The sequence below is a fragment of the Novosphingobium sp. genome (assembly GCF_041905565.1).
Taxonomy (GTDB): Bacteria; Pseudomonadota; Alphaproteobacteria; order Sphingomonadales; family Sphingomonadaceae; genus Novosphingobium.
The window spans coordinates 1-24,678 of record NZ_JAYRKX010000014.1; the positions used below are offsets into that span (position 1 = coordinate 1).

Sequence of the window (24,678 nt, forward strand, 5' to 3'; positions counted from 1 at the left end):
CGGCCCGACCACCCACGGAAGTGTATCCTGAATGGGTGGTCGGGCCGGGGGAGCGGGCCGGCCAGGCCAAGCTGATCGCGGAGGCGATCAGCGCACCCGGCAATGCTCCTGCCGGATGGCTTTTCCGCACCGCGGCAAGCCTGAGGAAACTTCCCCTCAATTCGCCTGGTGAAAGAATTCCTCGCCGTCGCGCATGACGGTCAGGTCTTTCTGAGTGCTCGTCCTGAGCCGCCAGGCGCCGTCGATCTGCACCCAGGTGTCGTCGGTCAGCACGATCATTTCCATCTTGTGCGGCGCTCCGTCCGGCCCGATCCGCGTCATCCGGGTATTCACCTTCTGCCTGACCTGGGCGGTGGGGCCGGTCACTGCGGCGGCCAGCACTTCGGCTTCGGTCGTGCGGTCGGCCGCGCCGCCCTGCATCCGTTCGGCCAGCATTGCCAGGCTGGCGGCGTCATGGGTTTCGCCGCGAATGTCGGTCATCGCATAGTCCGGCGTCACGACCTTGCCGATTGCCGCGGCATCCTTGGCCTGCATCGCCGCGCGCAGCTCGGCATAGCGCGCGGTGAACAGCGCCCTGGGATCGTCCTGGGCCGGGGCGGCCGAAGCGATCGCCGCGACGGCGAATCCTGTGGCCAGCCAATGGTTGAAACGCATGCACGGTCTCCTTCGCACGCCTTCAAGCATGGCGGGCGGGCAGACGTAAGCGCGGATCGATGAACGGCAAATGGCCGCCCGTGCGGGGGCGGATCAGTGGCTGTGGTTCAGCGTGCAATCCTCTTGTCGCTGTTCGATCTGGATCGTGGCGTGGTGGATGCCGAAGCGCTGTTCCAGCGCCTGCATCACGCCGTGCAGGAAATTGTCGCCGGGGTGCCCCTGCGGCATGACCAGGTGGACGGTGAAGGCCACTTCGGTGGTGCTCATCGGCCAGATGTGCAAATCGTGCACCGCGCTCACCCCGGGCTGGGCGGCCAGCCATTCGCGCACCGCGGCCTCGTCGATGTGGCCGGGCACGGCCAGCAGCCCCATCCGCACCGCATCGCGCAGCAGGTCCCAGCTGCCCCAGGCCAGCCCGACGGTGATGACCAGGCTGGCGACCGGATCGATCCAGTTCTGGCCGGTCAGCATGATCGCCAGGCCCGCGAAGACCACGCTGGCGCTGACCACCGCATCGGCCATCAGGTGCTGGAACGCGGCGCGCAGGTTAAGGTCGCTCTTGCTGCCGCGCGCGAACAGCAGCGCCGACAGCAGGTTGATGCCGATCCCGACTGTGGCCACCGCCATCATCATCCCGCTAGCCACTTCGCGCGGTTCGAACAGATGGCGCAGCGTTTCGACCAGCACTGCGCCCAGCGCCACCCACAGCAGCGCGGCATTGGCGATCGTGGCGAGGATCGAGGTGCTTTTCAGACCCCAGGTATAGCGCGCCGAGGCCGGCCGCGCGGCCAGCACGCTGGCCCCCCAGGCCAGCAGCAGCGAGAGTACGTCGCCCAGGTTGTGCCCGGCATCGGCCAGCAGCGCGGTCGATCCCGAGACGAACCCGGCGGCAACCTCCGCCACCACGAACAGCGCGTTGAGCACGACCGCGACCGCAAAGGCGAAGCCGTGGCTGCCCGGGGCAGGGTGGTGATGGTGGCCATGGCCATGGCCATGGCTGTGCCCATGGCTATGGTCGTGGTCATGGTGATCCGCGTGATGATGATGCCCACCCATGCCCGGTCCATAGCACGGCGCGCCCGGCCTGGGGCAAGCGTTGCACAAATGCCGCAGTGCAGCAAGAATCGACAGGCTGGGCAGTGCGCTCAAAGGCGCGAAAACAGGGCCAAATCCGGCCGTTGTGCATTAATGTTGCGCGACCTGCCGGGCTGGTGAAATCTACTAACAAGATCGTCAGCTTGTAGCCTGCGACGGGGCCATGAGGGTCACAACTTTGCAACATAGGCCTGTTTAGCGGGCGGCGCGGCGCTTGTATGAGCGGCGCCAGTCAGCGCTCCACGGCGATTCGCCGCGCGCCAGCACTGCATTTTCACGGGCCCGCATTGGCCGGACCGCCACAACAGGGAAACTCTCCATCATGCGTTTCACGACCGCCCTGACCACCGCCAGCACCATCGCCGTCGGCGTTGCGCTGCTTCCCGCCGTTGCCCATGCGCAATCGGCCGGTTCGGTTGACTTCGAAAAGGAAATCGTCGTCACCGGCGCCAGCAACAAGACCCAGTCGGTCGGCGGCGTCGCGGCTCCGGATTCGGCCAAGGCCAAGGCGGTGCTGACCGCCGAGAACATCCAGCGCCAGTCGGCCGGCCAGACCGTGCTCGACACGATCAACCAGGTCCCGGGCGTCAGCTTCCAGAACAACGACGCCTATGGTTCGTCGGGCGGCACCCTGTCGATCCGCGGCTTTGACGCGACCCGCATCAGCCTGACCGTCGACGGTATCCCGCTGAACGATTCGGGCAACTACGCGGTCTATTCGAACCAGCAGATCGACCCCGAAGTGATCGACGAGGTCAACGTCAACCTCGGCACCACCGACGTCGACAGCCCGACCGCTTCGGCCGTGGGCGGCACCGTCAACATCCGCAGCAAGGTTCCGGACAAGGACTTCGGCGTGATGCTGTCGGGTTCGGCCGGCCAGTTCGACATGATGCGCATCTCCGCCAAGATCGAAACCGGCGAGCTGACCAGCAGCGGCACCCGCGCCTGGTTCCAGGCCAGCCGTTCGACCAACAACCTGCCCTACAACCAGTACGGCAAGGTCAACAAGCAGCAGTACAACGCGAAGATCTACCAGCCGCTGGGCGGGACCGATTTCATCGCGATCCGCGCGCACTACAACCAGAACCGCAACAACTTCTTCGGCTCGCTGCCGCTGCGCACCGACCTGACGCAGAGCCTGACCAACTCGGCCGTGCGCCCGGTGGGTCCGAACTCGTCGAACCGCTTCCCGCGCAATGCCGATGAGCGCTTCTACCTGATCAACTTCCCCTGCCAGGTTGACACCGCGCAGGCGGGTGTTGCCGATGCGCCTGCTCCGGCGCCGACCAACAGCGCCAGCTGCGGCACCGAATTCGACCGTCGCTATAACCCGTCGAACACCGGCAACATTGCCGCGCAGGTGCGCCTGCACCTGGCTGACGACCTAGTCTGGAACTTCGAACCCAGCTACCAGTACGTCAAGGCCAACGGCGGCGGCACGGTCACCGGCAACGAAGGTCTGCGCGACATCAACTCGGCCGGCGGCACTGCCAGCACCGTGCTGTGCGCCGCGACCCCGGTCAGCGCCACCAACACCTGCGTTCCGGGCTACATCGGCGGCACGCCGTACTTCGGCCGTGACGTGAACGGCGATGGCGACAAGCTCGACACCGTCACCGTGATGGCCCCCAGCCAGACCCAGACCCACCGCATCGCGATGACCACCGGCCTGCGCTGGAACATTGACGATGCCCACACCCTGCGCATCGGCTACACCTATGACCGCGCGCAGCACCGCCAGACCGGCGAAGTCGGCCTGCTGGCCAGCAATGGCGAGCCGCTCGACGTGTTCCCGGTCAACCAGGGCGAACTGGATGCCGGCGGCTCGCTGCTCGAAAAGCGCGACCGTCTGTCCTACGCGATCCTGCACCAGGCCTTCACCGAATATCGCGGTGAATACATGGACGGCGCGCTGGTTGTCACCGCGGGCGTGACCGGCAAGTTCTTCCGCCGCAACCTGAAGCAGAACTGCTTCACCACCTCGGCCGGCGGCTTTGTCGACTGCTTCAGCGAAGGCAGCGCCACCAACGCGACCTACGCCGCGCTGAACCCCACCGCCGTGACGCCGCAGCGCCGGATCTTCAACTACAACAAGTTCGTGCCGAACGTCGGGTTCGTCTATCACGCCACCGACCTGGTCGATGTCTTCGCGAACTACTCGCAGGGCCTCTCGGTCCCGGGCACCGACAGCCTGTACAACTCGTTCTTCTTCGCCGCGAACACCGCTGGCACCAAGCCGAAGCCGGAAACCACCGACAACTTCGACCTGGGCGTCCGCTTCCGTTCGGGCAAGATCCAGGGCGCGGCTTCGGCCTATTACAACCAGTTCCACAACCGCCTCGCCAGCGCCTATGATCCGACGCTGGACCAGAACGTGTACCGGAACCTGGGCAACGTGAAGAAGTATGGCTTCGACGGCTTCATCTACTACCAGCCGAACGACATCCTGACGGTCGGCCTCAACGGCAGCTGGACCAAGTCGAAGATCCGCGACAACATCGCGGTTGGCGAAAACCAGGACGGCACGCCGATCTATGCGCTGACCGCCGGCAAGCGCGAATCGGGCATGCCGAAGTGGACCTGGGGCTTCCTGGTGCGCGCCAACGTCGGCCCGGCCGAAATCGGCCTGACCGCGAAGCGCACCGGCCCGCGCTACATCTACGACACCAATGAAGCGACGTTCCAGGGCACGCTGATCCCCAATGGCGCCAAGACCAGCACGGGCGGTGCCCCGGCGCTGACCGCGGCCCAGCTGGCGGCCACCGGCGGCATCTATGGCGCGACCGCGCACTCGTACTGGATGCTCAACCTCGACGCCCGCCTCAAGCTGGGCTTCCTGGGCCTGAACGACGACACCTACCTGCAGCTGAACGTCTACAACCTGACCAACAGCTTCTACATCGGTGGCTTTGGTGGCGGCCTCAGCCAGATCGGGACCTACAACAAGACCTCCGGGACCGCGGCCTATGCTTCGCCGCAGTTCGTCCAGATCGGCGCCCCGCGCACGATCTCGGGTTCGGTGGTGTTCAAGTTCTGATTCAGCCGGATCGGACCTGACCGAAACGCGAAGGGGGCGCCGCAAGGCGCCCCCTTTTCGTTTTTGCGTTGTGCGAACAACCGGGCGGCTGCCCTTTGGCCTGCTCGGTCCCTTAACGGTAGACGCAGCCGTCCAGCGCTTCGTTGCGGACCACGCCGCTGCGCGCGGCGATGACGTTGCCGTGGCGGCGGGTGAAGCCCGAGGGATCGTTGACCTCGCGGCGCTTGGGGGCGGGCAGGGCGGCGGCGATCCGCGCCGCCTCGATCTTCGACAGGCGCGCGGCGGAATGGTTGAAATAGCGCTGTGTCCCGGCTTCTACACCATAAGTGCCGATCCCGGTTTCCGCGACGTTGAGGTAGACTTCCATGATCCGGCGCTTGCCCCAGATGTGTTCGATCAGGAAAGTGAACCACACTTCCAGCCCCTTGCGGGCATAGCGGGTCCAGCCGGCGCCCTGCCACAGGAACACGTTCTTGGCGGTCTGCTGGCTGATCGTCGATCCGCCGCGCAGGCGGCTGGACCGGGCGTTGCGCTCGATCGCCTTCTCGATCGCCTCGCGGTCAAACCCGGCGTGGCTGCAGAACTTCGCATCCTCGCCCGCGATTACGGCGGACACCATGTTGCGGTCGATCCGGCTGAGCGGGGTCCAGCTCTTGTCGAAGCCGTTGGGGTCCATCACCATGGTCAGCGTGACCGGGACCGGCACCCATTTGTACAGCACCGTCAGCCCGACGCTGATCGCCAGGAACCAGATGATCAGGCGGCCCAGCCACCAGCCAAGACGAAAGGCCAGCCCGGCATCGCTGCGCGGGCGGGACGGCGTGAAGAAGCGTCGCATCGGCGGATAGGTAACGCGCCGCCCGGCGCGCGTGAAGAGCCTTAATCCGGGCGTGCCGCCCCGTGCAGCTTCATCAGCAGTTCCAGCAACAGCCGCCGTTCGATTGGCGACAGCACGGCCACGGTTTCGGTTTCATGCCGGGCGATGATGGTGCGCGCTTCGGCCAGCTTGGCCTTGCCCAGCGCGGTCGGGCGCAGGGTGGTGGCGCGCCGGTCACTCGGGTGGGGGACGATCTCGATCATCCCGTTCTTGACCAGGCTGCGGGTGAACTGGTGGATCGTGGCGCGTTCGATTTCGAGGAAACGCGACAGTTCGATCTGGGTCAGGTCCGGGTTGGCTTCGGCCAGCCACAGGATCGTCACCTGCTTGGCGGTCAGCCCCAGCGGCTTGAGTTGCGGTTCCAGCTTGTTGACCAGCAGCGAATGGCCGATCCCCAGGTGCAGCCCGACGATGCTTTCCAGCCCGGCCAGCTTCAGCGAAATCTGCTTTTGGCCGCCGCGCGCCAGCCGGGGGGCGCGCGCTTCGTCCGCGGGCGGCTGGCCCGGTTCAAGGCGTTCGGTCAGAGGCTGGGGCACGGGCGCGATCCTGCGGGGGAAGGGGAAACTGCGCCTCCCTTGGCGCAATTCCCCCCGTTTCGCAAGTCGGCCTCAGGCCGCGGTCAGCAGGCGGCGGTCATTGGCGACGCGCAGCATCGCCTTCTGCAGCTTTTCAAACGCGCGCACTTCGATCTGGCGAACGCGTTCGCGGCTGACCTGGTATTCCTGGCTCAGCTCTTCCAGCGTCTTGGGATCGTCGATCAGGCGGCGCTGGGTCAGGATGTGGCGTTCACGCTCGTTCAGGCTTTCCATCGCTTCGGCCAGCAGGGCGTGGCGCAGGCCCGCTTCCTCGGCTTCGGCGACCATTTCGTCCTGCAGCGGGCCCTGGTCTTCGAGCAGGTCCTGCCACTGGCCTTCGCCCTCGTCGTTGAACGAGACGTTGAGGCTGGCATCGCCGCCCATCATCATCCGGCGGTTCATGTTGACCACTTCGGTCTCGGACACGCCCAGCTTGGTGGCGATGGCCTTGACCTGGTCGGGCCGCAGATCCGAATCCTCGTAAGCGTCGAGGTTCTTCTTCATCCGGCGCAGGTTGAAGAACAGCTTCTTCTGCGCGGCGGTGGTGCCCATCTTGACCAGCGACCAGCTGCGCAGGATGAATTCCTGCATCGACGCCTTGATCCACCACATCGCATAGGTGGCGAGGCGGAAGCCGCGATCGGGCTCGAACTTCTTCACGCCCTGCATCAGGCCGATGTTGCCTTCGCTGATCAGCTCGGACACCGGCAGGCCATAGCCGCGATAGCCCATCGCGATCTTGGCGACGAGCCGCAGGTGGCTGGTGACCAGCTGGCGGGCGGCTTCGGGATCCTGGTGTTCGGCATAGCGCTTGGCGAGCATGTATTCCTGCTCGGCCGTCAGCACCGGGAACTTCTTGATCTCGGCCAGATAGCGGTTGAGGCTCTGCTCACCGTTCAGCGACGGCAGGGTGCTGCCGCTGCGGCTCGGGAGCTTGGATTCGTTGTCCGACATCGACGTTACTGTCCTTTCATCGTCGGCCCACCCTCAAGGGACCCTATAGAGGCATCCCGGCGCGGTGGCCACATAGACACGTGTTATACCAGTATAGGTCAGCTTGACCCCCTCAATTCGACCAACAGTGCCGCCATGTCGGCGGGCAGCTTGCTTTCAAAGCGCAGGCTGGCCCCGGTGACGGGATGGAGGAAACCCAGCACTGCAGCGTGCAGCGCCTGCCGGGCGAAGTGAAGTTCGTGAAGGATCGGCCGGAGCCGCGGGGGTGTGCGTCCATAGACAGGATCGCCCAATAGCGGATGACCGATTGACGCCATATGAACGCGCACTTGGTGGGTGCGTCCGGTTTCCAGCCGGCATTCGACCAGCGCGGCGCCGGGCAGGGCCTCGACCAGGCGGTAATGGGTCACCGCGTGCTTGCCGCGCTTGTTCAGCTCGTGCAGCACGGCCATCTTCTTGCGGTCGTGGTCCGAACGCCCGATCTGGCCGCGCACCGTGCCCGCCGGGGGCACCGGCAGGCCGGCGACAATCGCGAAATAGGCGCGCTCGATCGAATGGTCGGCGAACTGCTTGGCCAGCCCCTCGTGCGCCGCGTCGCTCTTGGCGACGACCAGCAGGCCGGAGGTGTCCTTGTCGATCCGGTGGACGATGCCCGGCCGCGCCACCCCGCCGATGCCCGAAAGCTGGCCATGGCAGTGGTGCAGCAGCGCATTGACCAGCGTGCCGTCGAGGTTGCCCGCCGCCGGGTGAACGACCAGCCCGGCGGGCTTGTCGATCACGATCAGGTCGGCATCCTCGTAAACCACGTTCAGCGGGATGTCCTGCGCCTGGGCCTCGGCCGGGGCAGTAGCGGGAACGCGGATTTCGAAAGGGGTGCCTTCGGCGCATTTCAGGCTGGCCTGGCTCGCCGCCTTGCCGCCCAGCAGCACGCGGCCTTCGCCCAGCAGCGCCTTGATCCGTTCGCGTGACAGGCCGCTCGCTTCGGCCAGGGCCTTGTCGAGCCGCTGTCCGTCCGCGCCGGTCACGCCGGAAATGATGGATTCTCCCCCGTTCATTGCTAGCAACATGGGCATGGACCCCGTGCTGACAAGTGGCGCTTTGGCCACACTCCTGAAAGAAGCGACCGCGGCCCACCCGCGCGAGTGTTGCGGGCTGCTGCTGGGGCAGGGCGCGACGATTGCCGAGGCGCGTCCCGCCGCCAACATTCACCCCCAGCCGGACCGCCAGTTCGAGATCGACCCGGCCGCGCTGATCGCCGCGCACCGCGCCGCGCGCGGCGGCGGGCCGCAGGTGCTCGGCTATTACCATTCGCACCCGAGCGGGCGGGGCGAACCCAGCGAAACCGACCGCGCCATGGCCAGCGGCGATGGGCGGATCTGGGCGATTGTCGCTGGCGGCGCGGTGCAGCTGTGGCGCGATTGCCCGCACGGCTTCGAGGCGCTTCCCCTGCGAGTCGCGGCGGGTTAAAGGGTGGTCAGCCTGGAAGGATTTTGATGACCGACACTTCGATTGATCTTGCCGCCCTGCTGTGTTCGCGTCTGTGCCACGACCTGCTCAGCCCGGTCGGCGCGCTCAGCAACGGGCTCGAACTCCTCGCCGAGGAGCGGGATCCGGAAATGCGCAAGCGCTGTATGGAACTGCTTGAGCAGTCCGCCCGGATCAGCGCCGACAAGCTCAAGTTCTTCCGTCTCGCCTTTGGCGCGGCGGGCGGGTTCGGCGAACAGGTGCCGGTGCAGGAACCGCGCGCGCTGATCGATGCGCTGGTGGCGAATAACGACCGGATCAGCATCAACTGGGCGCTGGGCGTGGCCAGCCTGCCCAAGCCGGCGGTCAAGGTGTTGCTCAACCTCGCGTCGATCGCGATCGACGCGCTGGTGCGCGGCGGCACGCTGGATATCGGCGCGGAAAGCCGCGACGGGGCGAGCGAGATCGTCGTTCGCGCCGCCGGTCCGCGCATCGCCTTCGACAAGGAAGTGGGCAAGGCGCTGTCGCTGGAAATGCCCACCGACGGCCTGTCCAGCCGCACCGCGCCGGCCTGGATGATCGCCCAGATCGCCAGCGGGCAGGGCGGCGGCCTGCAGTATGCGTTGACCGAGGACGCGCTGGTGATGGGCGCGGTGCTGCCGGAGGCTTGATGGATGAACTGATCGACTTCGAGTCGCCTTCCCCCAACTGGAACGAGCGCAAGCTGCCGATCTCGATGGTCGTGCTGCACTATACCGGGATGGAAAGCGCCGAGGCGGCCCTGGCGCAGCTGTGCGATCCGGCGAGGGAAGTATCGGCGCACTACCTGATCGAGGAGGACGGCGCAGTCCACCGCCTGGTGCGCGAGGATCGCCGCGCCTGGCACGCCGGGCGCAGTTACTGGCGCGGCGTCACCGATGTGAATTCGGCCAGCGTGGGGATCGAACTGGTCAATCCGGGGCACGAATTCGGCTATCGTCCGTTCCCCGACGCGCAGATGGAAGCGCTGCTGCCGCTGCTCTCCGGCATCGTCCAGCGCCACGACATTCCCCGCGCCAACGTAGTGGCCCATTCCGACATTGCCCCGGCGCGCAAGCAGGATCCGGGCGAACTGTTCGACTGGGACCTGCTGGCCGCCCACCGCCTGGCGCTGCGCACCCCGCGCGCGCAGATGCCCAGCCCTTACGAGAACGACGGCGCCTTCTTCCTCGCGCTCGAACGCTTCGGCTATGACATTTCCGACCAGCCGGCCGCGGTGCGCGCCTTCCAGCGCCGCTGGCGCCCGCATATCATCGACGGCGTGGTCGATGGCGAATGTTCTGCGATCCTGTTCGCTTTGTTGTTGGATCGCGACACGGGAAGGACTAGATGACCCCTTGCCAGGGGGCCGGGCAGCCGCGTCACTTACGTGCCGAGGAAAGTCCGGGCTCCACGAAACAAGGGTGGCGGGTAACGCCCGCCGGACGAGTGGCTTGCCGCGAAGTCCAGGGAAAGTGCCACAGAGAGCAGACCGCCTGCCTTCGGGCAGGTAAGGGTGAAAGGGTGCGGTAAGAGCGCACCGGGTGCCTGGTAACAGGGACCGCATGGCAAACCCCACCCGGAGCAAGACCGAATAGGGGCGGCGCGCTCGCAAGAGCAGGCTGGTTTCGAGCCAGTCGCCCGGGTTGGTTGCTTGAGCCGCGCCGCAAGGTCCGGCCTAGAGGAATGGCTGCCAGCGGGGATACGGTCCCATTTGGGATACCGTCCACGCTACAAAACCCGGCTTACAGGCCCCCTGGCGATTTGTTCCTGTTCAAGCCTGTCCCGGATCGACCAGCAGCTTGATCTGCGCGCCGCCGCCCGACAGTGCCTTGAATGCGTCCGCCACGCCCGAACGGCCGACCGTGCCGGACATCAGCGGGGTCACATCGCGCGTGCCATGGGCAATGTCGTGCAGGGTGGCGGCGAATTCCTCCGGGCTGTATCCGAACACGAAGTTGAGGCTGAGCTGCTTGTTGATCGCCAGCGAGGGTTCGATCGTGTCGCTTTCCATGCACACGCCCACCACGATGATCTTGGCCGTCGGCGGGCTCTTTTCGATCAGCTGCTGGAGCATGCCCGGCACCCCGACGCATTCGAACACCACCGCATCGCGGATCGCGCGGCCCATCAGCTGCGCGGCGGAATAGGAGGCGAGGGTGGCCGGCACGTCCAGCGCTTCCCAGCGCTCGTGCGGGCTGTGCTGGCCGGGATCGAGCACCACGTCCGCGCCCAGTGCCTCGGCGGCCTGGCGGCGATGCGGGTTGAAATCGGCGGCGATCACCGGGCCGATGCCGCGCGCTTTCAGCGCCGCGATCACCGACAGGCCAACCGGGCCGCAGCCGATCACCAGCGCCACCGTCTGCGGCGTCAGCGGGGCCTGGGCCACGGCATGTTCGCCCACCGCCATCGGCTCGGTCAGCGCGGCGCGCTCGGCATCGAGGCCGTTGGGCACTTCGAGCAGCAGGGCTTCCTGCAGGACCATGCGTTCGGCAAAGCCGCCGGGAAACAGGTTGGAATAACCGACCAGCTCGCTCCCCGCCGGGCCGAAGGCGGCCGGAACCGAGACGACGCGCGTGCCGGGCTTGAGTGTGCCCGCGCAGCCCGGGCCATAGTCCAGCACTTCGGCGCAGAATTCGTGGCCGAACACCACGTCCTTCGTCGGGTCGAGCGTTTCCATGCCCCCGGCGCGGCGGGTCAGCCCGATCATGTGGTCCAGGTAGTGCAGCGCGTGCAGGTCCGATCCGCAGATACCGCAGACCAGCGTTTTCACCAGCGCCTGACCTTCGCCGGGCACGGGTTCGGCCAGTTCGTCCTCGACCAGCTGCGTGCCCCGCCGGATCACTGCCTTCATGCCATGCCTCCCATCACCCGGGGCAGGTTGGGCTGGCCGGTGTGCGCGGTCAAGCCGCCGTCCACCGCGACCGATACCCCGGTGACATAGCTGGCCGCCGGGCTGGCAAGGAAGGCTACGACCTCGGCGATTTCCTCGGGCCGGGCAAAGCGGCCCATCGGCACGCAGTCCTCCCACTGGCTGCGCAGGCCCGGCACGGCCTGCACGCCGGCCAGGATCGGGGTATCGACCGGGCCGGGGCAGACCGCGTTGACGCGGATATTGTCGCGGGCATGGTCGATCGCGGCGGTTCGGGTGAAGTTGATTACCCCGGCCTTGGCCGCGTTGTAGGCGGCAAAGCCATAGTCCCCGGCCAGCCCACTGGCCGATGCGGTGTTGACGATTGCCCCGCCGCCCTGGCGCTGCATCACCGGGATCGCCGCCTTGCAGCCGAAGAACACCCCATCAAGGTTGATTGCAAGCACCCGCTTCCAGTCTTCCACCGGCAGGTCGGCAATGGCCGACACACTGCCGATCCCGGCATTGTTGAACAGCACGTCCAGCCGCCCGAAGCGTTCAACCGCGCAGTCCACCGCGGCCCGGACCTGGGCGAAATCGGAGACGTCGGTGGGCTGGAATACGGCGCGGCCTGCGCCCAGTTCTCCGGCCAGCGCCTGTCCGCCCGCCGCGTCCAGATCGGCGATGACCACGCTGGCCCCTTCGCCGTGCAGCAGCCGCACCGCCGCCGCGCCAATCCCCGATGCGCCGCCGGTGACCAGCGCCACCTTGCCGCCAAACCGTGCCATCCTCTTGCCCTCCGATATTTATAGCATACTATAAACATGGCGACGGAAGAGTCGCAACAAGGAGTTTGGCGGGATGGGGCAGCGGGTGAATGGCGGGCAATTGCTGGCCCGGACACTGAAGGCAGCCGGGGTAAAGCGCGCCTTCGCGCTGCACGGCGGGCATCTGGAAGCGCTGCTGAAAGGCTGCGTCGAAGAAGGCATTGCACTGACCGATTTTCGCCACGAAAGCGCCGCTGGCCACGCCGCCGACGCCTATGCCCGCGCGACTGGCGAACTGGGCGTGTGCATCATCACCGCCGGGCCAGGCTTTACCAACGGGATCACCGCCATGGCCAATGCCCGGCTGGATGGATCGCCGGTGCTGTTCATCGTCGGCGCCCCGCCGCTGCGCGAGGTGGAGACGAACCCGCTGCAGGGCGGGATCGATCAGGTCGCCATGGCCCGCCCGGCGACCAAGTGGGCCTTTTCGATCCCTGCGACCGAGCGGATTGCCGACCTGACCGCGATGGCCGTGCGCAAGGCGATGACTCTGCCGAGGGGCTCGGTCCTGCTCGAAGTGCCGATCGATGTGCTGCACATGAGCGTTGATGAAACCCGCGCCCAGCCGCCGGCCGGGGTGAACGTCCGGCCCTGTCCCGCGCCCGCGCCGGCGGAAACGGCGGCACTGGCCGACTTGCTGCTGGCCGCCAGGCGCCCGGTGCTGATCGCGGGGAGCGAGGCGGCGACGCCCGCCTGCGCGGCAGCGCTGGCCGCGCTGACTAACAGATTGCCGCTGCCGGTGTTCACCAAGGGGCTGGCAACCGGCGTGCTGCCAGACGGACACCCTTGCGATGGCGGGGCCGCCAGCAATCTCGCCATGCTGCCGCTGATCGGAGTGGAAGCGCCCGACCTGGTGATCCTGCTGGGCGGCAAGCTGGGACTGCTGCTGGGCGGCCGTTCGGGCGCGATCGTGCCGCACGCCGCAAAGCTGGCGCAGATCCACGGCGATGCCGCCGAAATCGGCCGGATCCGCGACGTCGACCTGGCGATTGCGGCGGATTGCACCGAGACGGTGCGGGCGCTGGACGCCGCGCTGGCCGGGCGCGCGCCGCAGGGGCTGGCCGAATGGCGCGCGCAGGCGCTGTCTGCATCCGGCCTGTTCGCGACCATGTTCCCCGATGCCGAAACCGCGCAGGGCATCCATCCCTGGCACGCCGCCCGCGCCGTGGCTGAAGCGGCCGGGCCGGACGCGGTCTATGTGTTCGACGGAGGCGAGGCGGCCAGCTGGGGCGGAGCGGCGGCGCGGGTGAATGCCCCGGCGCGCGTGCTCAGCCACGGCTACCTCGGCTGCCTCGGGATCGGTCCCGGCTTTGCCATCGGCGCGCAGCTGGCCCACCCGGACCGGCGCGTGGTCCACCTGACCGGCGATGGCGCGCTGGGCTTTCACATCCAGGAATTCGACACCATGGTCCGCCACCGCCTGCCGGTGGTCAATGTGGTGCTGAACAACCAGGTCTGGGGCATGTCGATCCACGGTCAGCAGATCATGTTCGGCGGCAATTACAACGTGATCTCGAAGCTGGAGGGCACCTGCTATGCCGACATCGCCCGCGCCTTTGGCCTCCACAGCGAACGGGTGGCGCGCTTTGCCGATCTCGCCCCGGCGCTGGAACGGGCCTTGGCCTGCGGCGGTCCGGCTTTCATCGAAGTGATGACCGATGCCGATGTGGTCCACCCGGTCACCGTGTCGATGCTGGGTCAGGTCGAGGAAGGCAGCCGCGACGTGCTGATCCCCTATTACGAGAATATCCCGGCAGACTGAGCACCATGGCACTGTCCCAGGAACTGCGCGAGACGCGCCGCCGCAACGTGATCGACGCGGCCCACGCGCTGATCCGCGAAACCGGCGGCACCGGCTTTTCGATGGCCCAGCTGGCGCAGCGCGCCGGGGTCAGCCCGGCAACGCCCTATAACCTGCTGGGTTCCAAGGCCGAAGTGCTGCGGCGGGTGGTGGACGATGAATATGCCAGCTTCGCGGCGCGGCTGGCGGAGCTACCGCCGCTTGCCCCGCTGCCGCGCCTGCTGCGCGCGATTGACCTTGTCGCGGTGCATTACCTCGCCGAACCGCAGTTCTATCGCGGCCTCTATGGCGCGATGGTCGGGGTCGAGGGCAACCCCCTGCGCGAAACGATGCATGACCAGGGCCAGCTGCTGTGGAGCGGCATGGTCCAGGCGGGCCAGGACGCGGGCGCGCTCGCCCCGCTGCTGGGCGCGGACGAACTGACCGAGTTGCTGCTGCGGATGATGGCCGCCACGGTCGAGGCCTGGCTGGCCGAACAGTGGGACGATGCCCGCTTCACACGCGAGCTGGCGCGCTCTGTCCGCTTGCTGCTGCTGGGGCTGGTCGGCGCGGAGGACGCCGCGGAACTGAAACGGGGGATCTAGCCGCTAGCGCTCCGTCATCCCGGGCTTGACCCGGGATTCAGCTTGCCCTTCGCTTGCTGCCAGCGTGGACAAGGCAGCCGGCCCCCGGGTCAAGCCCGGGGTGACGCCTGCAAATGCTAGCTAGCCGAAACCCGGATCAGCCGGCCCGCTGGGCGAGCCAATCCTCCAGCCACTTGATCGTATAGTCGCCGTGGATGAAATCCGGTTCGTTCATCAGCGCCTGATGCAGCGGGATCGAGGTCTTGACGCCCCCGATCACCATTTCCTCCAGCGCGCGCTTCAGGCGCATGATGCAGCCTTCGCGGCTGCGGCCCGAAACGATCAGCTTGGCGATCATCGAATCGTAATAGGGCGGAATCTTGTAGCCCGCGTAGAGCCCGCTATCGACCCGCACGTGCATCCCGCCCGCTGCGTGATAGTTTTGCACCAGGCCGGGCGAGGGGGCGAACGTCCACGGATCTTCCGCATTGATGCGGCATTCGATCGCGTGGCCCTTGAACTCGATGTCTTCCTGCGCGACCGACAGCGGCTTGCCATCGGCAATGCGGATCTGTTCGCGCACCAGGTCCATGCCGGTGATCGCTTCGGTCACCGGGTGTTCGACCTGCAGGCGGGTGTTCATTTCGATGAAATAGAACTCGCCGTTTTCCCACAGGAACTCGATCGTCCCGGCGCCGCGATAGCCCATGTCGGCCATCGCCTTGGCCACGATCCCGCCCATGCGGTCGCGCTCCTCGGGGCTGATGACCGGCGAGGGGGCTTCTTCCAACACCTTCTGGTGGCGGCGCTGGAGCGAGCAGTCGCGCTCACCCAGGTGGATCGCGTTACCGTTGCCATCGCCGAACACCTGGAATTCGATGTGGCGCGGATTGCCCAGGTACTTTTCGATATAGACCGTGGCGTCGCCGAAGGCGGCCTTCGCCTCGCTCCCGGCCTGGGCAATCAGCGTTTCAAGCTCGTCCGGGCCGTTGCAGACCTTCATGCCGCGCCCGCCGCCACCGCTGGCGGCCTTGATGATCACCGGATAGCCGGCCTTTTCGGCAATTTCCCGCGCTTCGGCAAGATCGCTGACCGCGCCGTCCGATCCCGGCACCAGCGGCAGACCCAGCGCGCCGGCGGTGCGCTTTGCCTCGATCTTGTCACCCATGGTGCGGATGTGTTCGGGCTTGGGGCCGATGAAGGTGATCCCGTGGGCTTCGACGATGTCGGCGAACTGGGCGTTTTCCGAGAGGAAGCCATAGCCCGGATGGATCGCGTCGGCGTGGCTGATTTCCGCCGCCGAAATGATCGCGGCGACGTTCAGGTAGCTGTCCTTGGCCGCCGGCGGGCCGATGCAGACCGCATGGTCGGCCAGCCGGACATGCATGGCATCGGCATCGGCGGTGGAGTGCACCGCAACCGTTTCGATGCCCATTTCGTGCGCGGCGCGGTGGATGCGCAGCGCGATCTCGCCGCGGTTGGCGATCAGGATCCGCGAGATGGCCACTGGTGGCGCGCCCTTACGCGACGACGATCAGCGGCTGGTCGTATTCGACCGGCTGCGCATTGTCGACGAGGATGGCCTTGACCGTGCCGCCATTGGGCGCGGTGATCGGGTTCATCACCTTCATCGCTTCGACGATGACCAGCGTTTCGCCGGCCTTGACCTGCTGGCCAACGGTGACGAACGGCGCGGCGCCGGGTTCGGGCGAGAGATAGACCGTGCCGACCATCGGCGACTTGACCGCGTTGGGATCATCGGCGGGGGCCGGGGCAGCAGCCGGCGCGGCGGCTGGCGCGGCCAGCGGCGCGGCGACCGGCGCGGGCGCGGCCACGGCGTGGACCGGCGCGGCGGCGGTCAGCTGGCGCGCGACCTTGATCTTGCGATCGCCGTCTTCCACCTCGATTTCCGACAGGCCGGTTTCGGCCAGCAGTTCGGCCAGTTCGCGAACCAGCTTGCTGTCGATGTTCATGCCGCTGCTGCGGCTGGCGCCCTTCACGTCGCTCATGCGCGTCCTCGTTGTTGCGATTTCCCCCCGCCTATGCGCGGGGGCGCGGGCAGAGGCAAGGCCCCAATGGCGGTTTTACGCTGCGAAATGGCCAGTCACAGCAAGGCGGCGGCGTGCAGCGCGACGACATAGCTGTTTGCGCCGAAACCGCTGACAGTGCCCTTGGCTGCCATGCCGATCAGACTCTTGTGGCGGAATTCCTCGCGCAGAAGGGGATTGGACAGGTGTACTTCGATCACCGGCACCTTGATCGCGCGGATCGCGTCGTGCAGCGCCACGCTGGTATGGGTATAGGCCCCGGCGTTGAGCAGCACCGCGCGTGCACCTTCGGCCTGTGCCAGGTGCAACCAGTCGACCAGGTCGCCTTCGTGATTGCTTTGCCGACAGGTCACCGCCAGCCCCAGCTGTTCGCCCAGCGCGGCAACGCGCGCGGTGATGTCATCCAGCGTATCGGCACCATAGACCCCTGGCTCGCGCATGCCGAGCAGGTTGAGGTTCGGGCCGTTGAGCACGTGGATCTGGGCGGCTGGGCTGGACATGGCTGGTTCCCTGAATGGCGATCAGCGATCCCATAGGCCCGTGGCGCGGCGGGACAAGCCCCCGGCGTGCAAATCAGTCGGTGGAATCCGCCGGGGCATCGCCGGCATCCTCGGCCGGGGCGGGAGCTTCGGCATCTTCGGTGAAGGTCGGGGCCGGGCTGGGCGCGGCACCCAGCTTGGCGGCGGCCTTCTCGGCCCGGTCGGCTGCGGCTTCAGCGCGGGCGGCGGCGGCGTTCATCGCGGCCAGCCGTTCCGCCGAGACCGTATCGCGGCCTGAGCAGCCCGCCAGCAGCGAGACGGCCAGGCAGCTTGCGGCCAGCGCGACCTTCGTTCCAACCTTGTAACCCTGCTTCAGCGACACACCATGGCTCCCCGGCGCGCGATCCGGATCTGCGCGCCCGGGGAGGGTCATAGCGGCAAAAGATTACCTGAAACTAACCAAGCGGATCTGGCGCGGCGGCGCTACTTGTCGCTGCCCGCGATCTTGCCCCACTGGCGCGCGGCGGTGTAGCCAAGATAACCGGTGCCGAACAAGGCATAGAGCGGCTCGGGCAGGCCCGCCAGATAGGCGTTCATGCTCTGGGCGATGGCATGGGCCTTGTCCGGGCTGAACGCGCCGATCAGGCCCATCGGCAGCGCCCACAGCAGCAGCGCGTAGATCACATAGAGGAAGCTGGGGCGGGCCCGGCTGGTCCAGGGATCGTGCGAATTGGCTTCCGCGATAATTGCGGACAGCCGCGCCTGGATTGCCGCCAGTTCCTGCGAACCCTGCAATTGCAGCAGTTCCAGCTTGGCCTTGTCGCGCGCGGACTTGTCGGGAATGACCTTGTCGATGATCGCCACCAGCGGGCCGACCAGAGCGTCGAGAATCGGCATCAAATGCGCCTTTTGGTAAAAAAGAAGCAATTTAGATAACCAAAATGGCGTATGTAGGAAAATGCCTTGCCCGCCTGCCGCGCGCCCCTATCGCTTGGGGCAAAAGGGAGCAAGCCATGGACCATATTCGAATCGCGGTGGCAGATGGCATCCGCCGCATCACGCTGAACCGCCCGGAATCGCTCAACGCGCTGACGCCCGACATGCATTACGCGCTGGAGGAGGCCTTCAACGCCTTCGCCGCCGCCAATGACGAGCATGTCTGCGTGCTGACCGGCACCGGGCGGGCGTTCTGCGCCGGGACCGATCTCAAGGCGGTGGTCGCCTCGGGCGGGCACCGCGCCTATCCGCCGCACGGCTATGGCGGGATCGCGCAGCGCTTCGATTGCGTGAAGCCGATCATTGCGGCGGTGAACGGCCTGGCGCTGGGCGGCGGGTTCGAACTGGCGCTGGCCTGCGACCTCATCATCGCCAGCGACGCGGCCAGCTTCGGCCTGCCCGAACCGCTTGTCGGCGCGGTGGCGCTGGGCGGGGGGATCCACCGCCTGGCGCGGCAGATCGGGCACAAGCAGGCGCTCGGAATGATCCTGACCTCGCGCCGGGTTGCGGCAGAGGACGGGCTGCGGCTCGGCTTCGTCAACGAAGTGGTTCCGGCGGCTGACCTCGATGCGACAGCGGCGCGCTGGTGCGCGGAAATCCTCGCCGCCTCGCCGATGTCGATCCGCGCGTCGAAGGATGCGTTCTATCGCGGGCTGGATGAAGCCAGCCTGGCCGATGCCATGGCCAACCAGGGCGAATACCCCGCCTATGCCGCCTGGCGGCAAAGCGAGGACGCGCGCGAAGGTCCGCGCGCTTTCGCGGAAAAGCGCAAGCCCGTGTGGCAAGGCAAATAAGAAGAAAATGGTCGGGACGAGAGGATTCGAACCTCCGACCCCCACACCCCCAGTGTGATGCGCTACCAGGCTGCGCTACGTCCCGACCGGTTCTGCCTTGACGCCGAGGCGCTAAGGCGGGGAAGCGCGCCTATAGGCAGGGTGCGGCCCCTTTGCAAGCGTGCAGAACTTTTCTTCGGTGCGGGCTTGAAGCGGCCTGCATGTGCCCCACTTAGCCCCAGCGCCGATGGGGGGCTTGCGTTGCGAAAGCCTGCCCAAGCTGCTAGGCGCGCGCAATTCTGCCCGGTACTGTCCGGTGCACAGCCATTCTAGAGAAGGTTTCGACTGGCCATGAACAGCTCCGTGCTCCTTACCCTCGCCGCCGCTGGTTCGGCCGAAGCGCCCCCGGCGTGGATGCAGTTCCTGCCGCTGGTGGCGATGGTTTTTGTCTTCTGGTTCCTGATCCTGCGTCCGCAGATGAAGCGGCAGAAGGAACTGCAGAACAAGATCGGCGGCATCAAGAAGGGCGACCAGGTGCTGACCGGCGGCGGTTTCCTGGCCAAGGTGATCAAGGTCGACGAACACTACGCCGAACTGGAACTGGGTCAGGGCGTCAAGGTCAAGGCGCTGAAGTCCACCATCGCCGATGTCATTCCGCCCAGCGGCGGCGCCCCGGCGAACGATTGATCCAATCCCCTTTGCTGCACGGCGGATAGACCCCTATGCTCGATTTTCCTCGCTGGAAGCAGGCCTGGTTGTGGTTCATCACCGCCGCCTGCGCGCTGGCCGCGCTGCCCTCGATCTTCTCGGTTGCGGGGCTGGACTGGCCCAAGGCGCTGCCCGATCCCCGGATCAACCTGGGTCTCGACCTTGCCGGGGGCAGCCACATCCTGCTTGAAGCGAACGCCGACCAGGTGCGGCGCCAGCGACTGGAAACGATGGAGGAGGACGTCCGCGCCCGCCTGCGCCAAGCCCAGCCGCAGATCCGCATCGGTGACATTTCAACCAAGGACGGCGCGGTTTCGTTCATGGTGGCCGATCCGGCCCAGGTCGATGCCGCGCGCGAACAGCTCCAGACGCTGACCAGCGGCGCGCAGCTGACCGGCCAGCGCGACTGGGATCTGCAGGTGCTGGACGGCAACCGCATCGTCATGACCCCGACCGAGGCCGGGGTTCGCCAGGCGATCAACCAGGCGATGGAAACCGCGACCGAAGTGGTGCGCAAGCGTATCGACGCGCTGGGCACCCGCGAGCCGACCATCATCCGCCAGGGCAGCGACCGCATCGTGGTGCAGGTGCCCGGCCTGAAGGACCCGACCGCGCTCAAAAACCTGCTGGGGCAGACCGCCAAGCTGGAATTCAAGATGGTCGACCAGACCGCGCTGCCCAGCGACCTGGCCCAGGGCATTGTCCCCCCGGGTGACGAACTGGTGCCCTATGCCGATGCCCAGCGCGGCTCCGCGCCGCTCGCGGTCAAGCGCCTCGGCGGAATCAAGGGCGACCAGTTGACCAATGCTCAGGCCAGCAACGATACCCAGACCAATGCCGCCGTGGTCAACATCACGTTCGACCAGCAGGGCGGGGCCAAGTTCGCCCGGCTGACCACCGAAAATGTCGGGAAGCCGTTTGCCATCATCCTGGATGGCAAGGTGCTGTCCGCCCCGGTGATCGAGGAGCCGATCCTGGGCGGCACGGCGCGGATTTCGGGCAGCTTCACGATGGAAAGCGCGAACCAACTGGCCATTGCGCTGCGGTCGGGTGCGCTGCCGGTCGATCTGAAAGTGGTCGAGGAACGCACTGTCGGGCCGGACCTTGGCGCGGATTCGATCAAGAAGGGGATGATCGCCTTTGGCATCGGCACCCTCGCGCTGATGCTGTTCATGCTGGCCACCTATGGCCGCTTTGGCGTCTACACGAACCTTGCGCTGGTGCTGAACACACTGATGATCCTGGGGATCATGGCCGGGATCAACACCACGTTGACCCTGCCGGGGATCGCCGGCTTCGTGCTGACGATCGGCGCGGCGGTGGACGCCAACGTGCTGATCAACGAACGCATCCGCGAAGAACGCGCGCGTGGCCGCAAGGTCGTGCAGGCGGTGGAAATGGGCTACAAGGAAGCCAGCCGCGCGATCTTCGATGCCAATATCACCAATGTCATCGCCGCCGCGCTGATGTTCTTCTTCGGCTCCGGCCCGGTGAAGGGCTTTGCCGTGGTGCTGGTGATCGGCATCGCCACTTCGGTGTTCACCGCCGTCACGCTGACCCGCATGTGGGTGGCCCTGTGGCTGCGCCGCGCGCGCCCGGCCGACCTCGTGCTGTAAGGGAATTGGCGAAATGAAACTGCTCAAGCTTATCCCCGACAACACCGACATCAAGTTCCTGCGCTGGCGGGTGCCGTTCTATGTCGTCAGCCTGCTGCTGATCGCCGCGTCGATGACGCTGGTATTCACGCGCGGGCTGAACCTGGGGGTCGATTTCGTCGGCGGTCAGATGATCCGCGTCACTTTCGTCCAGACGGCAGAAGCGCCGGTCGCCGAACTGCGCGAAACGGTCGGCAAGCTGGGCTATGGCGAACCGATCATCCAACAGTTCGGCAAGCCGAACGAAATCTCGATCCGCATGAAGCTGCCGGAAGGTTCGGACCACGATGCCGGTCTGGCCGACCAGATGGCGCGCAAGATCACCGCTGCGGTCAAGGCCGACCATCCCGACGCGCGGATCGACGGGGTCGATTCGGTATCGGGCAAGGTTTCGGGCGAACTGTTCAAGACCGGGATGATGGCCCTGGGCCTCGCCATGGTGGCGATCTCGATCTACATCTGGGTGCGGTTCGAATGGCAGTTCGGAATCGGGGCGCTGTTCGCGCTGGTCCACGACGTTACGCTGACGCTGGGGATGTTCGCCATCACCCAGATGGAATTCGACCTGAACATCGTTGCCGCGCTGCTGACACTGATCGGCTATTCGCTCAACGATACGATCGTGGTCTATGACCGCATCCGTGAAAATCTGAAGAAGTATCGCCGCATGCCGGTGCCCGAGCTGCTGGACCTGTCGGTCAACGAAACGCTCAGCCGTACCATCGTCACCTCGCTGTCGGTGCTGATCACGCTGGTCGCGCTGCTGCTGCTGGGGCCGGACGTGATCTTCGGCTTTACCGCCGCGATCACGCTGGGGATCTTCGTCGGCACTTACAGTTCGGTCTACATGGCTGCGCCGATCCTGATCTGGCTGAAGGTTACCCCGGCCAGCTTCGTGCCGACCGAAAGCGCGGTTGACCGCCAGGAACGGCTTGCTCGCGAAGGCAGCTGAACCGGGCCGGGCGCGCTCAGCGTCCCGCCAGCCTTTGCCAATAGTCGACCAGCGCTGCCGCGTTGGCTTCCCAGCTGAACGGTTCCGCGCCGCGCAGCACATCGGCACGCGCGGGCGGATTCGCCAGCACTTCCCGGATCGCCTTGGCAAAAGCCGGGCCGCTGCGCTCGGCCGTGCGGCCCCAGGCGGGGTCGGTCAAAAGTTCGAGCGCGCCGGGGATCGGCGTGGTCACCACCGGGGTGCCGCAGGCCAGCGCCTCGACCCAGGCATTGGCCAGCCCCTCGCTCGCGGTCGGCAGCACGAAGACATCGGCGGCGCTGAGCTCGCGGGGCAGCTCGCCATGCGGCACCGCACCCAGGAAGTGGACCCGGTCTGTCAGCCCCAGTGCCGCCGCGCGGGCGCGCAGCATCGCCTCGTCCGGGCCGCTCCCGGCCAGCAGCAGTTCGGCTTGCGGCAGCTCTGCCAGCGCCTCGATCGCAAAGACCTGGCCTTTGCGCGGGATCAGCGCGCCGACGCAGGCGAGCAAGGGCCGGTCCTGATGCAGGCCCAGCGCGGCGCGCGCCTCGGCCTGGTCGTGTGGGCGGAATACTGAACGGTCGAGGCCGGTGCGGTGGATGGTGATCTTGCCGCGCGGGATGCCCAGCGCGGCCATGTCATCGGCGATCCCGCCCGCCACGGCGAGCAGGCCCTGCGCTTTCAGTCCGGCGTCCAGCACCTGTGCGGCTGTGCCCGGTGCCTTGCCCCAGTGGTGAATATCCGCGCCGCGCGCCTTGATCGACACCGGCAGCCCCAGTGCCGCGCCGATCCGCACCGCCGCCACGCCATCGGGATGGAAGAACTGCGCGTCGACCAGATCGAACGGCGCTTCGGCGTGCAGGCGGTGCGCCAGCGGCAGCACCGCACGGGTAACGGCAGCGGCGTTGAACCGGCCCCCGATCCCCGGCAGCAGGCGAAAGCGCGGGCGCAGCACGCTCACCCCGCCGCGCTCCTCGCGCGCGGCCACGGCGCGCAAAGGCGCGTAGCGTGGGTGAAGCGAGAGCGGGAAGGGCGGTAGTCCGATCGGGTTGACCAGGACCAGCTCCACATCGCCGCGCCGCATCACCGCCTGCATCTGGCGTTCAACGAACACGCCGAAATTGGGCGTGTGATCGTTGGGGTACAGCGTGCTGAGCGACAGCACGCGCAAGCGCCGCGTCACAGCTTGCGCACCAGCATTTCCGCACCCGCCAGCCAGGCCGGGTTGTCGATCACCACCTGGCGCGTGCCCTGGCCCGGGGGCAGCAGGGCAACGCGGGTCTCGTCGCGGTCGATCATCCGGCCAAAGGCGAAGCGCCCGCCCGGGCGCGGGGCAAGGACATCGCGGTTGAGCAGCCGGGCATAGTGTTCCGGGCCGACCTGGCGGCACCACACCTGGTCCCCGGCGCGGTATTCGCCCGCGCTGGCTTCCACCGCCAGCGCCACCAATGCGCCATCGCCGCCCAGCGCCGTGGGCAGGATCGCATCGCGCGGCTCGGCCAGGGCTTCGCAGCCGGCCTCGGTCATCCGCGCGACGTAGCGCGGCTGCTCCTCGACCTCGCCCTTGACCAGCAGTTCCGGTTCGACGTCGAGCGCGTGGGCGATGCGGTTCATCCAGGTCAGCGACAGCTGGCGCATCCCCGTTTCCAGCCGGCCGATGGTCTGCGCCGTGGTTGGCGGATCGCAGCGTTCGGCCACGTCGGCCAGAGTCCAACCCTTCTGGCGGCGGATGTCACGGATGCGGTTGATCATGGCTCAGCTCTAATAACCAATATGGTTTTTCCGCTTTCCTACAATGCGGCGTATTTGGCAAGCCGTCATGGCGAATCGACTGGCGAAAAAGGGGAATGCGATGAAGCCGATCCTGCGGGACGTGGAACTGGCCAGCACCGGGCCGACCCGGCGCGCGCCCCGGCGCGGGCGGCGCAGCGTGACGGTGAACCTGGCGGAAAGCCCGCTCGGCTGGCTGCACGCGCGCGGGCACCTGTCCGATCGGCAACTGGCGGCGGGGGAATGCCTGCGCCGCGACTGGGAACTGGCCCAGCTGGCCCCCGGCGTGACCATGCGCTGGGACGAAGTGCGCAGTTCTGGCGGGGGAGAGCGGCGGCTCAACCCGACCGAACGGCAGTTGGCCGCACGCCAGCGCTTTGACGGGGCGGTCGCGGCAGCAGGCCCCGGACTGGCGGATGTGCTATGGCGGGTGGTCTGCGCGGGCGAGGGACTGCCGGATGCCGAACGCGCGCTGCAATGGCCGGCGCGCAGCGGCAAGCTGGTCCTGCGGCTGGCGCTGGACCGGGTCGCGGCGTTCTATCGCATTCCCGGCTGACCTTTCA

At 67.0% G+C, this 24,678-nt stretch carries 26 protein-coding genes, 1 tRNA gene and 1 other RNA gene; 12 read left to right on the forward strand and 16 right to left on the reverse strand.

Annotated elements, in window-relative coordinates; genetic code table 11:
* Positions 1 to 156 precede the first annotated feature (156 nt).
* Positions 157 to 654 (reverse strand): DUF4440 domain-containing protein, encoded by a 498-nt coding sequence (locus tag ACE3N9_RS11880; RefSeq protein WP_374283944.1) that lies wholly within the window; start codon positions 652 to 654, stop codon positions 157 to 159.
* A 93-nt stretch (positions 655 to 747) separates the two neighbouring features.
* Positions 748 to 1,710 (reverse strand): cation diffusion facilitator family transporter, encoded by a 963-nt coding sequence (locus tag ACE3N9_RS11885; protein ID WP_374283946.1) that lies wholly within the window; start codon positions 1,708 to 1,710, stop codon positions 748 to 750.
* A gap of 361 nt (positions 1,711 to 2,071) precedes the next feature.
* On the opposite strand from ACE3N9_RS11885, the gene ACE3N9_RS11890 reads away from it, so the two are divergent.
* Positions 2,072 to 4,789, forward strand: coding sequence for a TonB-dependent receptor (locus tag ACE3N9_RS11890; protein ID WP_374283948.1), 2,718 nt, complete (start codon positions 2,072 to 2,074; stop codon positions 4,787 to 4,789).
* 112 nt (positions 4,790 to 4,901) lie between these two features.
* Here ACE3N9_RS11890 and mtgA read toward each other — a convergent pair whose 3' ends face one another.
* The 4 genes from mtgA to ACE3N9_RS11910 all read right to left on the reverse strand — a co-directional run bounded on the left by mtgA (position 4,902) and on the right by ACE3N9_RS11910 (position 8,250).
* Complete coding sequence (gene mtgA / locus ACE3N9_RS11895) at positions 4,902 to 5,627, reverse strand: monofunctional biosynthetic peptidoglycan transglycosylase (protein ID WP_374283949.1); 726 nt, start codon at positions 5,625 to 5,627, stop codon at positions 4,902 to 4,904.
* 41 nt (positions 5,628 to 5,668) lie between these two features.
* Positions 5,669 to 6,202 carry a MarR family winged helix-turn-helix transcriptional regulator gene (locus ACE3N9_RS11900; RefSeq protein ID WP_374283950.1) on the reverse strand — a complete coding sequence of 178 codons (534 nt, stop codon included), beginning with the start codon at positions 6,200 to 6,202 and terminating at the stop codon, positions 5,669 to 5,671.
* 72 nt (positions 6,203 to 6,274) lie between these two features.
* Positions 6,275 to 7,195 (reverse strand): RNA polymerase sigma factor RpoH, encoded by a 921-nt coding sequence (gene rpoH, locus ACE3N9_RS11905; RefSeq protein WP_374283951.1) that lies wholly within the window; start codon positions 7,193 to 7,195, stop codon positions 6,275 to 6,277.
* 98 nt (positions 7,196 to 7,293) lie between these two features.
* Positions 7,294 to 8,250 (reverse strand): RluA family pseudouridine synthase, encoded by a 957-nt coding sequence (locus ACE3N9_RS11910; protein WP_374283952.1) that lies wholly within the window; start codon positions 8,248 to 8,250, stop codon positions 7,294 to 7,296.
* Between the two features lie 16 nt (positions 8,251 to 8,266).
* Between ACE3N9_RS11910 and ACE3N9_RS11915 the strand changes: the two genes are divergently transcribed.
* From ACE3N9_RS11915 to rnpB, 4 genes are all read left to right on the forward strand, one after another.
* On the forward strand, positions 8,267 to 8,662 hold the full coding sequence (locus ACE3N9_RS11915; protein ID WP_374284041.1) for a Mov34/MPN/PAD-1 family protein: 396 nt from the start codon (positions 8,267 to 8,269) through the stop codon (positions 8,660 to 8,662).
* Positions 8,663 to 8,688: 26 nt separating this feature from the next.
* Entirely contained in the window at positions 8,689 to 9,330 is a 642-nt protein-coding gene (locus ACE3N9_RS11920; RefSeq protein WP_374283953.1) for a histidine phosphotransferase family protein, read from the forward strand.
* Positions 9,330 to 10,031 carry an N-acetylmuramoyl-L-alanine amidase gene (locus ACE3N9_RS11925; RefSeq protein WP_374283954.1) on the forward strand — a complete coding sequence of 234 codons (702 nt, stop codon included), beginning with the start codon at positions 9,330 to 9,332 and terminating at the stop codon, positions 10,029 to 10,031. The genes ACE3N9_RS11920 and ACE3N9_RS11925 overlap by 1 nt, the downstream gene beginning before the upstream one ends.
* 7 nt (positions 10,032 to 10,038) lie before the next feature.
* Positions 10,039 to 10,441, forward strand: an RNA gene (gene rnpB, locus ACE3N9_RS11930) — RNase P RNA component class A.
* A 10-nt stretch (positions 10,442 to 10,451) separates the two neighbouring features.
* Here the strand turns inward: rnpB and ACE3N9_RS11935 are convergent.
* Together ACE3N9_RS11935 and ACE3N9_RS11940 are read right to left on the reverse strand one after the other, a co-directional pair.
* The gene (locus tag ACE3N9_RS11935; protein ID WP_374283955.1) at positions 10,452 to 11,531 is read right to left on the reverse strand and encodes a zinc-binding dehydrogenase; all 1,080 of its coding nucleotides are present in this window, start codon (positions 11,529 to 11,531) and stop codon (positions 10,452 to 10,454) included.
* Entirely contained in the window at positions 11,528 to 12,316 is a 789-nt protein-coding gene (locus ACE3N9_RS11940; protein WP_374283956.1) for an SDR family NAD(P)-dependent oxidoreductase, read from the reverse strand. Before ACE3N9_RS11940 ends, ACE3N9_RS11935 begins: the two co-directional genes overlap by 4 nt.
* Before the next feature lie 73 nt (positions 12,317 to 12,389).
* On the opposite strand from ACE3N9_RS11940, the gene ACE3N9_RS11945 reads away from it, so the two are divergent.
* Complete coding sequence (locus tag ACE3N9_RS11945; protein WP_374283957.1) at positions 12,390 to 14,117, forward strand: thiamine pyrophosphate-binding protein; 1,728 nt, start codon at positions 12,390 to 12,392, stop codon at positions 14,115 to 14,117.
* Positions 14,118 to 14,122: 5 nt separating this feature from the next.
* Positions 14,123 to 14,740 carry a TetR/AcrR family transcriptional regulator gene (locus ACE3N9_RS11950; protein WP_374283958.1) on the forward strand — a complete coding sequence of 206 codons (618 nt, stop codon included), beginning with the start codon at positions 14,123 to 14,125 and terminating at the stop codon, positions 14,738 to 14,740.
* 136 nt (positions 14,741 to 14,876) lie between these two features.
* On the opposite strand, the gene accC is transcribed toward ACE3N9_RS11950, so the two are convergent.
* The 5 genes from accC to ACE3N9_RS11975 form a co-directional block, all read right to left on the reverse strand.
* On the reverse strand, positions 14,877 to 16,226 hold the full coding sequence (accC, locus tag ACE3N9_RS11955; protein WP_374283959.1) for an acetyl-CoA carboxylase biotin carboxylase subunit: 1,350 nt from the start codon (positions 16,224 to 16,226) through the stop codon (positions 14,877 to 14,879).
* 13 nt (positions 16,227 to 16,239) lie between these two features.
* Complete coding sequence (accB, locus tag ACE3N9_RS11960) at positions 16,240 to 16,728, reverse strand: acetyl-CoA carboxylase biotin carboxyl carrier protein (RefSeq protein ID WP_374283960.1); 489 nt, start codon at positions 16,726 to 16,728, stop codon at positions 16,240 to 16,242.
* A 95-nt stretch (positions 16,729 to 16,823) separates the two neighbouring features.
* On the reverse strand, positions 16,824 to 17,267 hold the full coding sequence (gene aroQ / locus ACE3N9_RS11965; RefSeq protein ID WP_374283961.1) for a type II 3-dehydroquinate dehydratase: 444 nt from the start codon (positions 17,265 to 17,267) through the stop codon (positions 16,824 to 16,826).
* 73 nt (positions 17,268 to 17,340) lie between these two features.
* Entirely contained in the window at positions 17,341 to 17,628 is a 288-nt protein-coding gene (locus tag ACE3N9_RS11970) for a hypothetical protein (protein WP_374283962.1), read from the reverse strand.
* Positions 17,629 to 17,729: 101 nt separating this feature from the next.
* A complete protein-coding gene (locus ACE3N9_RS11975; RefSeq protein ID WP_374283963.1) occupies positions 17,730 to 18,143 on the reverse strand; it encodes a holin family protein in 414 nt (137 codons plus the stop codon).
* Positions 18,144 to 18,259: 116 nt separating this feature from the next.
* Here ACE3N9_RS11975 and ACE3N9_RS11980 point away from each other — a divergent pair, with 116 nt between their 5' ends.
* On the forward strand, positions 18,260 to 19,036 hold the full coding sequence (locus ACE3N9_RS11980) for an enoyl-CoA hydratase-related protein (protein ID WP_374283964.1): 777 nt from the start codon (positions 18,260 to 18,262) through the stop codon (positions 19,034 to 19,036).
* A gap of 8 nt (positions 19,037 to 19,044) precedes the next feature.
* On the opposite strand, the gene ACE3N9_RS11985 is transcribed toward ACE3N9_RS11980, so the two are convergent.
* Positions 19,045 to 19,121: transfer RNA gene (locus ACE3N9_RS11985), tRNA-Pro, on the reverse strand.
* A gap of 245 nt (positions 19,122 to 19,366) precedes the next feature.
* On the opposite strand from ACE3N9_RS11985, the gene yajC reads away from it, so the two are divergent.
* Genes yajC through secF form a run of 3 tightly spaced genes read left to right on the forward strand, consistent with a single transcriptional unit; the run spans position 19,367 to position 22,330 of the window.
* Entirely contained in the window at positions 19,367 to 19,702 is a 336-nt protein-coding gene (gene yajC, locus ACE3N9_RS11990) for a preprotein translocase subunit YajC (RefSeq protein ID WP_374283966.1), read from the forward strand.
* Between the two features lie 35 nt (positions 19,703 to 19,737).
* Positions 19,738 to 21,339, forward strand: coding sequence for a protein translocase subunit SecD (gene secD / locus ACE3N9_RS11995; RefSeq protein ID WP_374283967.1), 1,602 nt, complete (start codon positions 19,738 to 19,740; stop codon positions 21,337 to 21,339).
* Positions 21,340 to 21,352: 13 nt separating this feature from the next.
* A complete protein-coding gene (gene secF, locus ACE3N9_RS12000) occupies positions 21,353 to 22,330 on the forward strand; it encodes a protein translocase subunit SecF (protein ID WP_374283968.1) in 978 nt (325 codons plus the stop codon).
* A 16-nt stretch (positions 22,331 to 22,346) separates the two neighbouring features.
* Here secF and ACE3N9_RS12005 read toward each other — a convergent pair whose 3' ends face one another.
* Positions 22,347 to 23,528: a glycosyltransferase gene (locus ACE3N9_RS12005; RefSeq protein ID WP_374283969.1), complete on the reverse strand. Its 1,182-nt coding sequence runs from the start codon at positions 23,526 to 23,528 to the stop codon at positions 22,347 to 22,349.
* Positions 23,525 to 24,097 carry a helix-turn-helix domain-containing protein gene (locus ACE3N9_RS12010; RefSeq protein WP_374283970.1) on the reverse strand — a complete coding sequence of 191 codons (573 nt, stop codon included), beginning with the start codon at positions 24,095 to 24,097 and terminating at the stop codon, positions 23,525 to 23,527. Before ACE3N9_RS12010 ends, ACE3N9_RS12005 begins: the two co-directional genes overlap by 4 nt.
* Before the next feature lie 100 nt (positions 24,098 to 24,197).
* Here ACE3N9_RS12010 and ACE3N9_RS12015 point away from each other — a divergent pair, with 100 nt between their 5' ends.
* Positions 24,198 to 24,671, forward strand: a complete 474-nt coding sequence (locus ACE3N9_RS12015) for a DUF6456 domain-containing protein (protein ID WP_374283971.1) — start codon at positions 24,198 to 24,200, stop codon at positions 24,669 to 24,671.
* Positions 24,672 to 24,678 lie beyond the last annotated feature (7 nt).

Bases quoted from the DNA above. Each gene is read 5' to 3' on its own strand.
- ACE3N9_RS11880 (WP_374283944.1), bottom strand. From the start codon at position 654: ATGCGTTTCAACCATTGGCTGGCCACAGGATTCGCCGTCGCGGCGATC.
- ACE3N9_RS11885 (WP_374283946.1), bottom strand. From the start codon at position 1,710: ATGGGTGGGCATCATCATCACGCGGATCACCATGACCACGACCATAGC.
- ACE3N9_RS11890 (WP_374283948.1), top strand. From the start codon at position 2,072: ATGCGTTTCACGACCGCCCTGACCACCGCCAGCACCATCGCCGTCGGC.
- mtgA (WP_374283949.1), bottom strand. From the start codon at position 5,627: ATGCGACGCTTCTTCACGCCGTCCCGCCCGCGCAGCGATGCCGGGCTG.
- rpoH (WP_374283951.1), bottom strand. From the start codon at position 7,195: ATGTCGGACAACGAATCCAAGCTCCCGAGCCGCAGCGGCAGCACCCTG.
- ACE3N9_RS11910 (WP_374283952.1), bottom strand. From the start codon at position 8,250: ATGAACGGGGGAGAATCCATCATTTCCGGCGTGACCGGCGCGGACGGA.
- ACE3N9_RS11915 (WP_374284041.1), top strand. From the start codon at position 8,267: ATGGACCCCGTGCTGACAAGTGGCGCTTTGGCCACACTCCTGAAAGAA.
- ACE3N9_RS11920 (WP_374283953.1), top strand. From the start codon at position 8,689: ATGACCGACACTTCGATTGATCTTGCCGCCCTGCTGTGTTCGCGTCTG.
- ACE3N9_RS11925 (WP_374283954.1), top strand. From the start codon at position 9,330: ATGGATGAACTGATCGACTTCGAGTCGCCTTCCCCCAACTGGAACGAG.
- ACE3N9_RS11935 (WP_374283955.1), bottom strand. From the start codon at position 11,531: ATGAAGGCAGTGATCCGGCGGGGCACGCAGCTGGTCGAGGACGAACTG.
- ACE3N9_RS11940 (WP_374283956.1), bottom strand. From the start codon at position 12,316: ATGGCACGGTTTGGCGGCAAGGTGGCGCTGGTCACCGGCGGCGCATCG.
- ACE3N9_RS11945 (WP_374283957.1), top strand. From the start codon at position 12,390: ATGGGGCAGCGGGTGAATGGCGGGCAATTGCTGGCCCGGACACTGAAG.
- ACE3N9_RS11950 (WP_374283958.1), top strand. From the start codon at position 14,123: ATGGCACTGTCCCAGGAACTGCGCGAGACGCGCCGCCGCAACGTGATC.
- accB (WP_374283960.1), bottom strand. From the start codon at position 16,728: ATGAGCGACGTGAAGGGCGCCAGCCGCAGCAGCGGCATGAACATCGAC.
- aroQ (WP_374283961.1), bottom strand. From the start codon at position 17,267: ATGTCCAGCCCAGCCGCCCAGATCCACGTGCTCAACGGCCCGAACCTC.
- ACE3N9_RS11975 (WP_374283963.1), bottom strand. From the start codon at position 18,143: ATGCCGATTCTCGACGCTCTGGTCGGCCCGCTGGTGGCGATCATCGAC.
- ACE3N9_RS11980 (WP_374283964.1), top strand. From the start codon at position 18,260: ATGGACCATATTCGAATCGCGGTGGCAGATGGCATCCGCCGCATCACG.
- yajC (WP_374283966.1), top strand. From the start codon at position 19,367: ATGAACAGCTCCGTGCTCCTTACCCTCGCCGCCGCTGGTTCGGCCGAA.
- secD (WP_374283967.1), top strand. From the start codon at position 19,738: ATGCTCGATTTTCCTCGCTGGAAGCAGGCCTGGTTGTGGTTCATCACC.
- secF (WP_374283968.1), top strand. From the start codon at position 21,353: ATGAAACTGCTCAAGCTTATCCCCGACAACACCGACATCAAGTTCCTG.
- ACE3N9_RS12010 (WP_374283970.1), bottom strand. From the start codon at position 24,097: ATGATCAACCGCATCCGTGACATCCGCCGCCAGAAGGGTTGGACTCTG.
- ACE3N9_RS12015 (WP_374283971.1), top strand. From the start codon at position 24,198: ATGAAGCCGATCCTGCGGGACGTGGAACTGGCCAGCACCGGGCCGACC.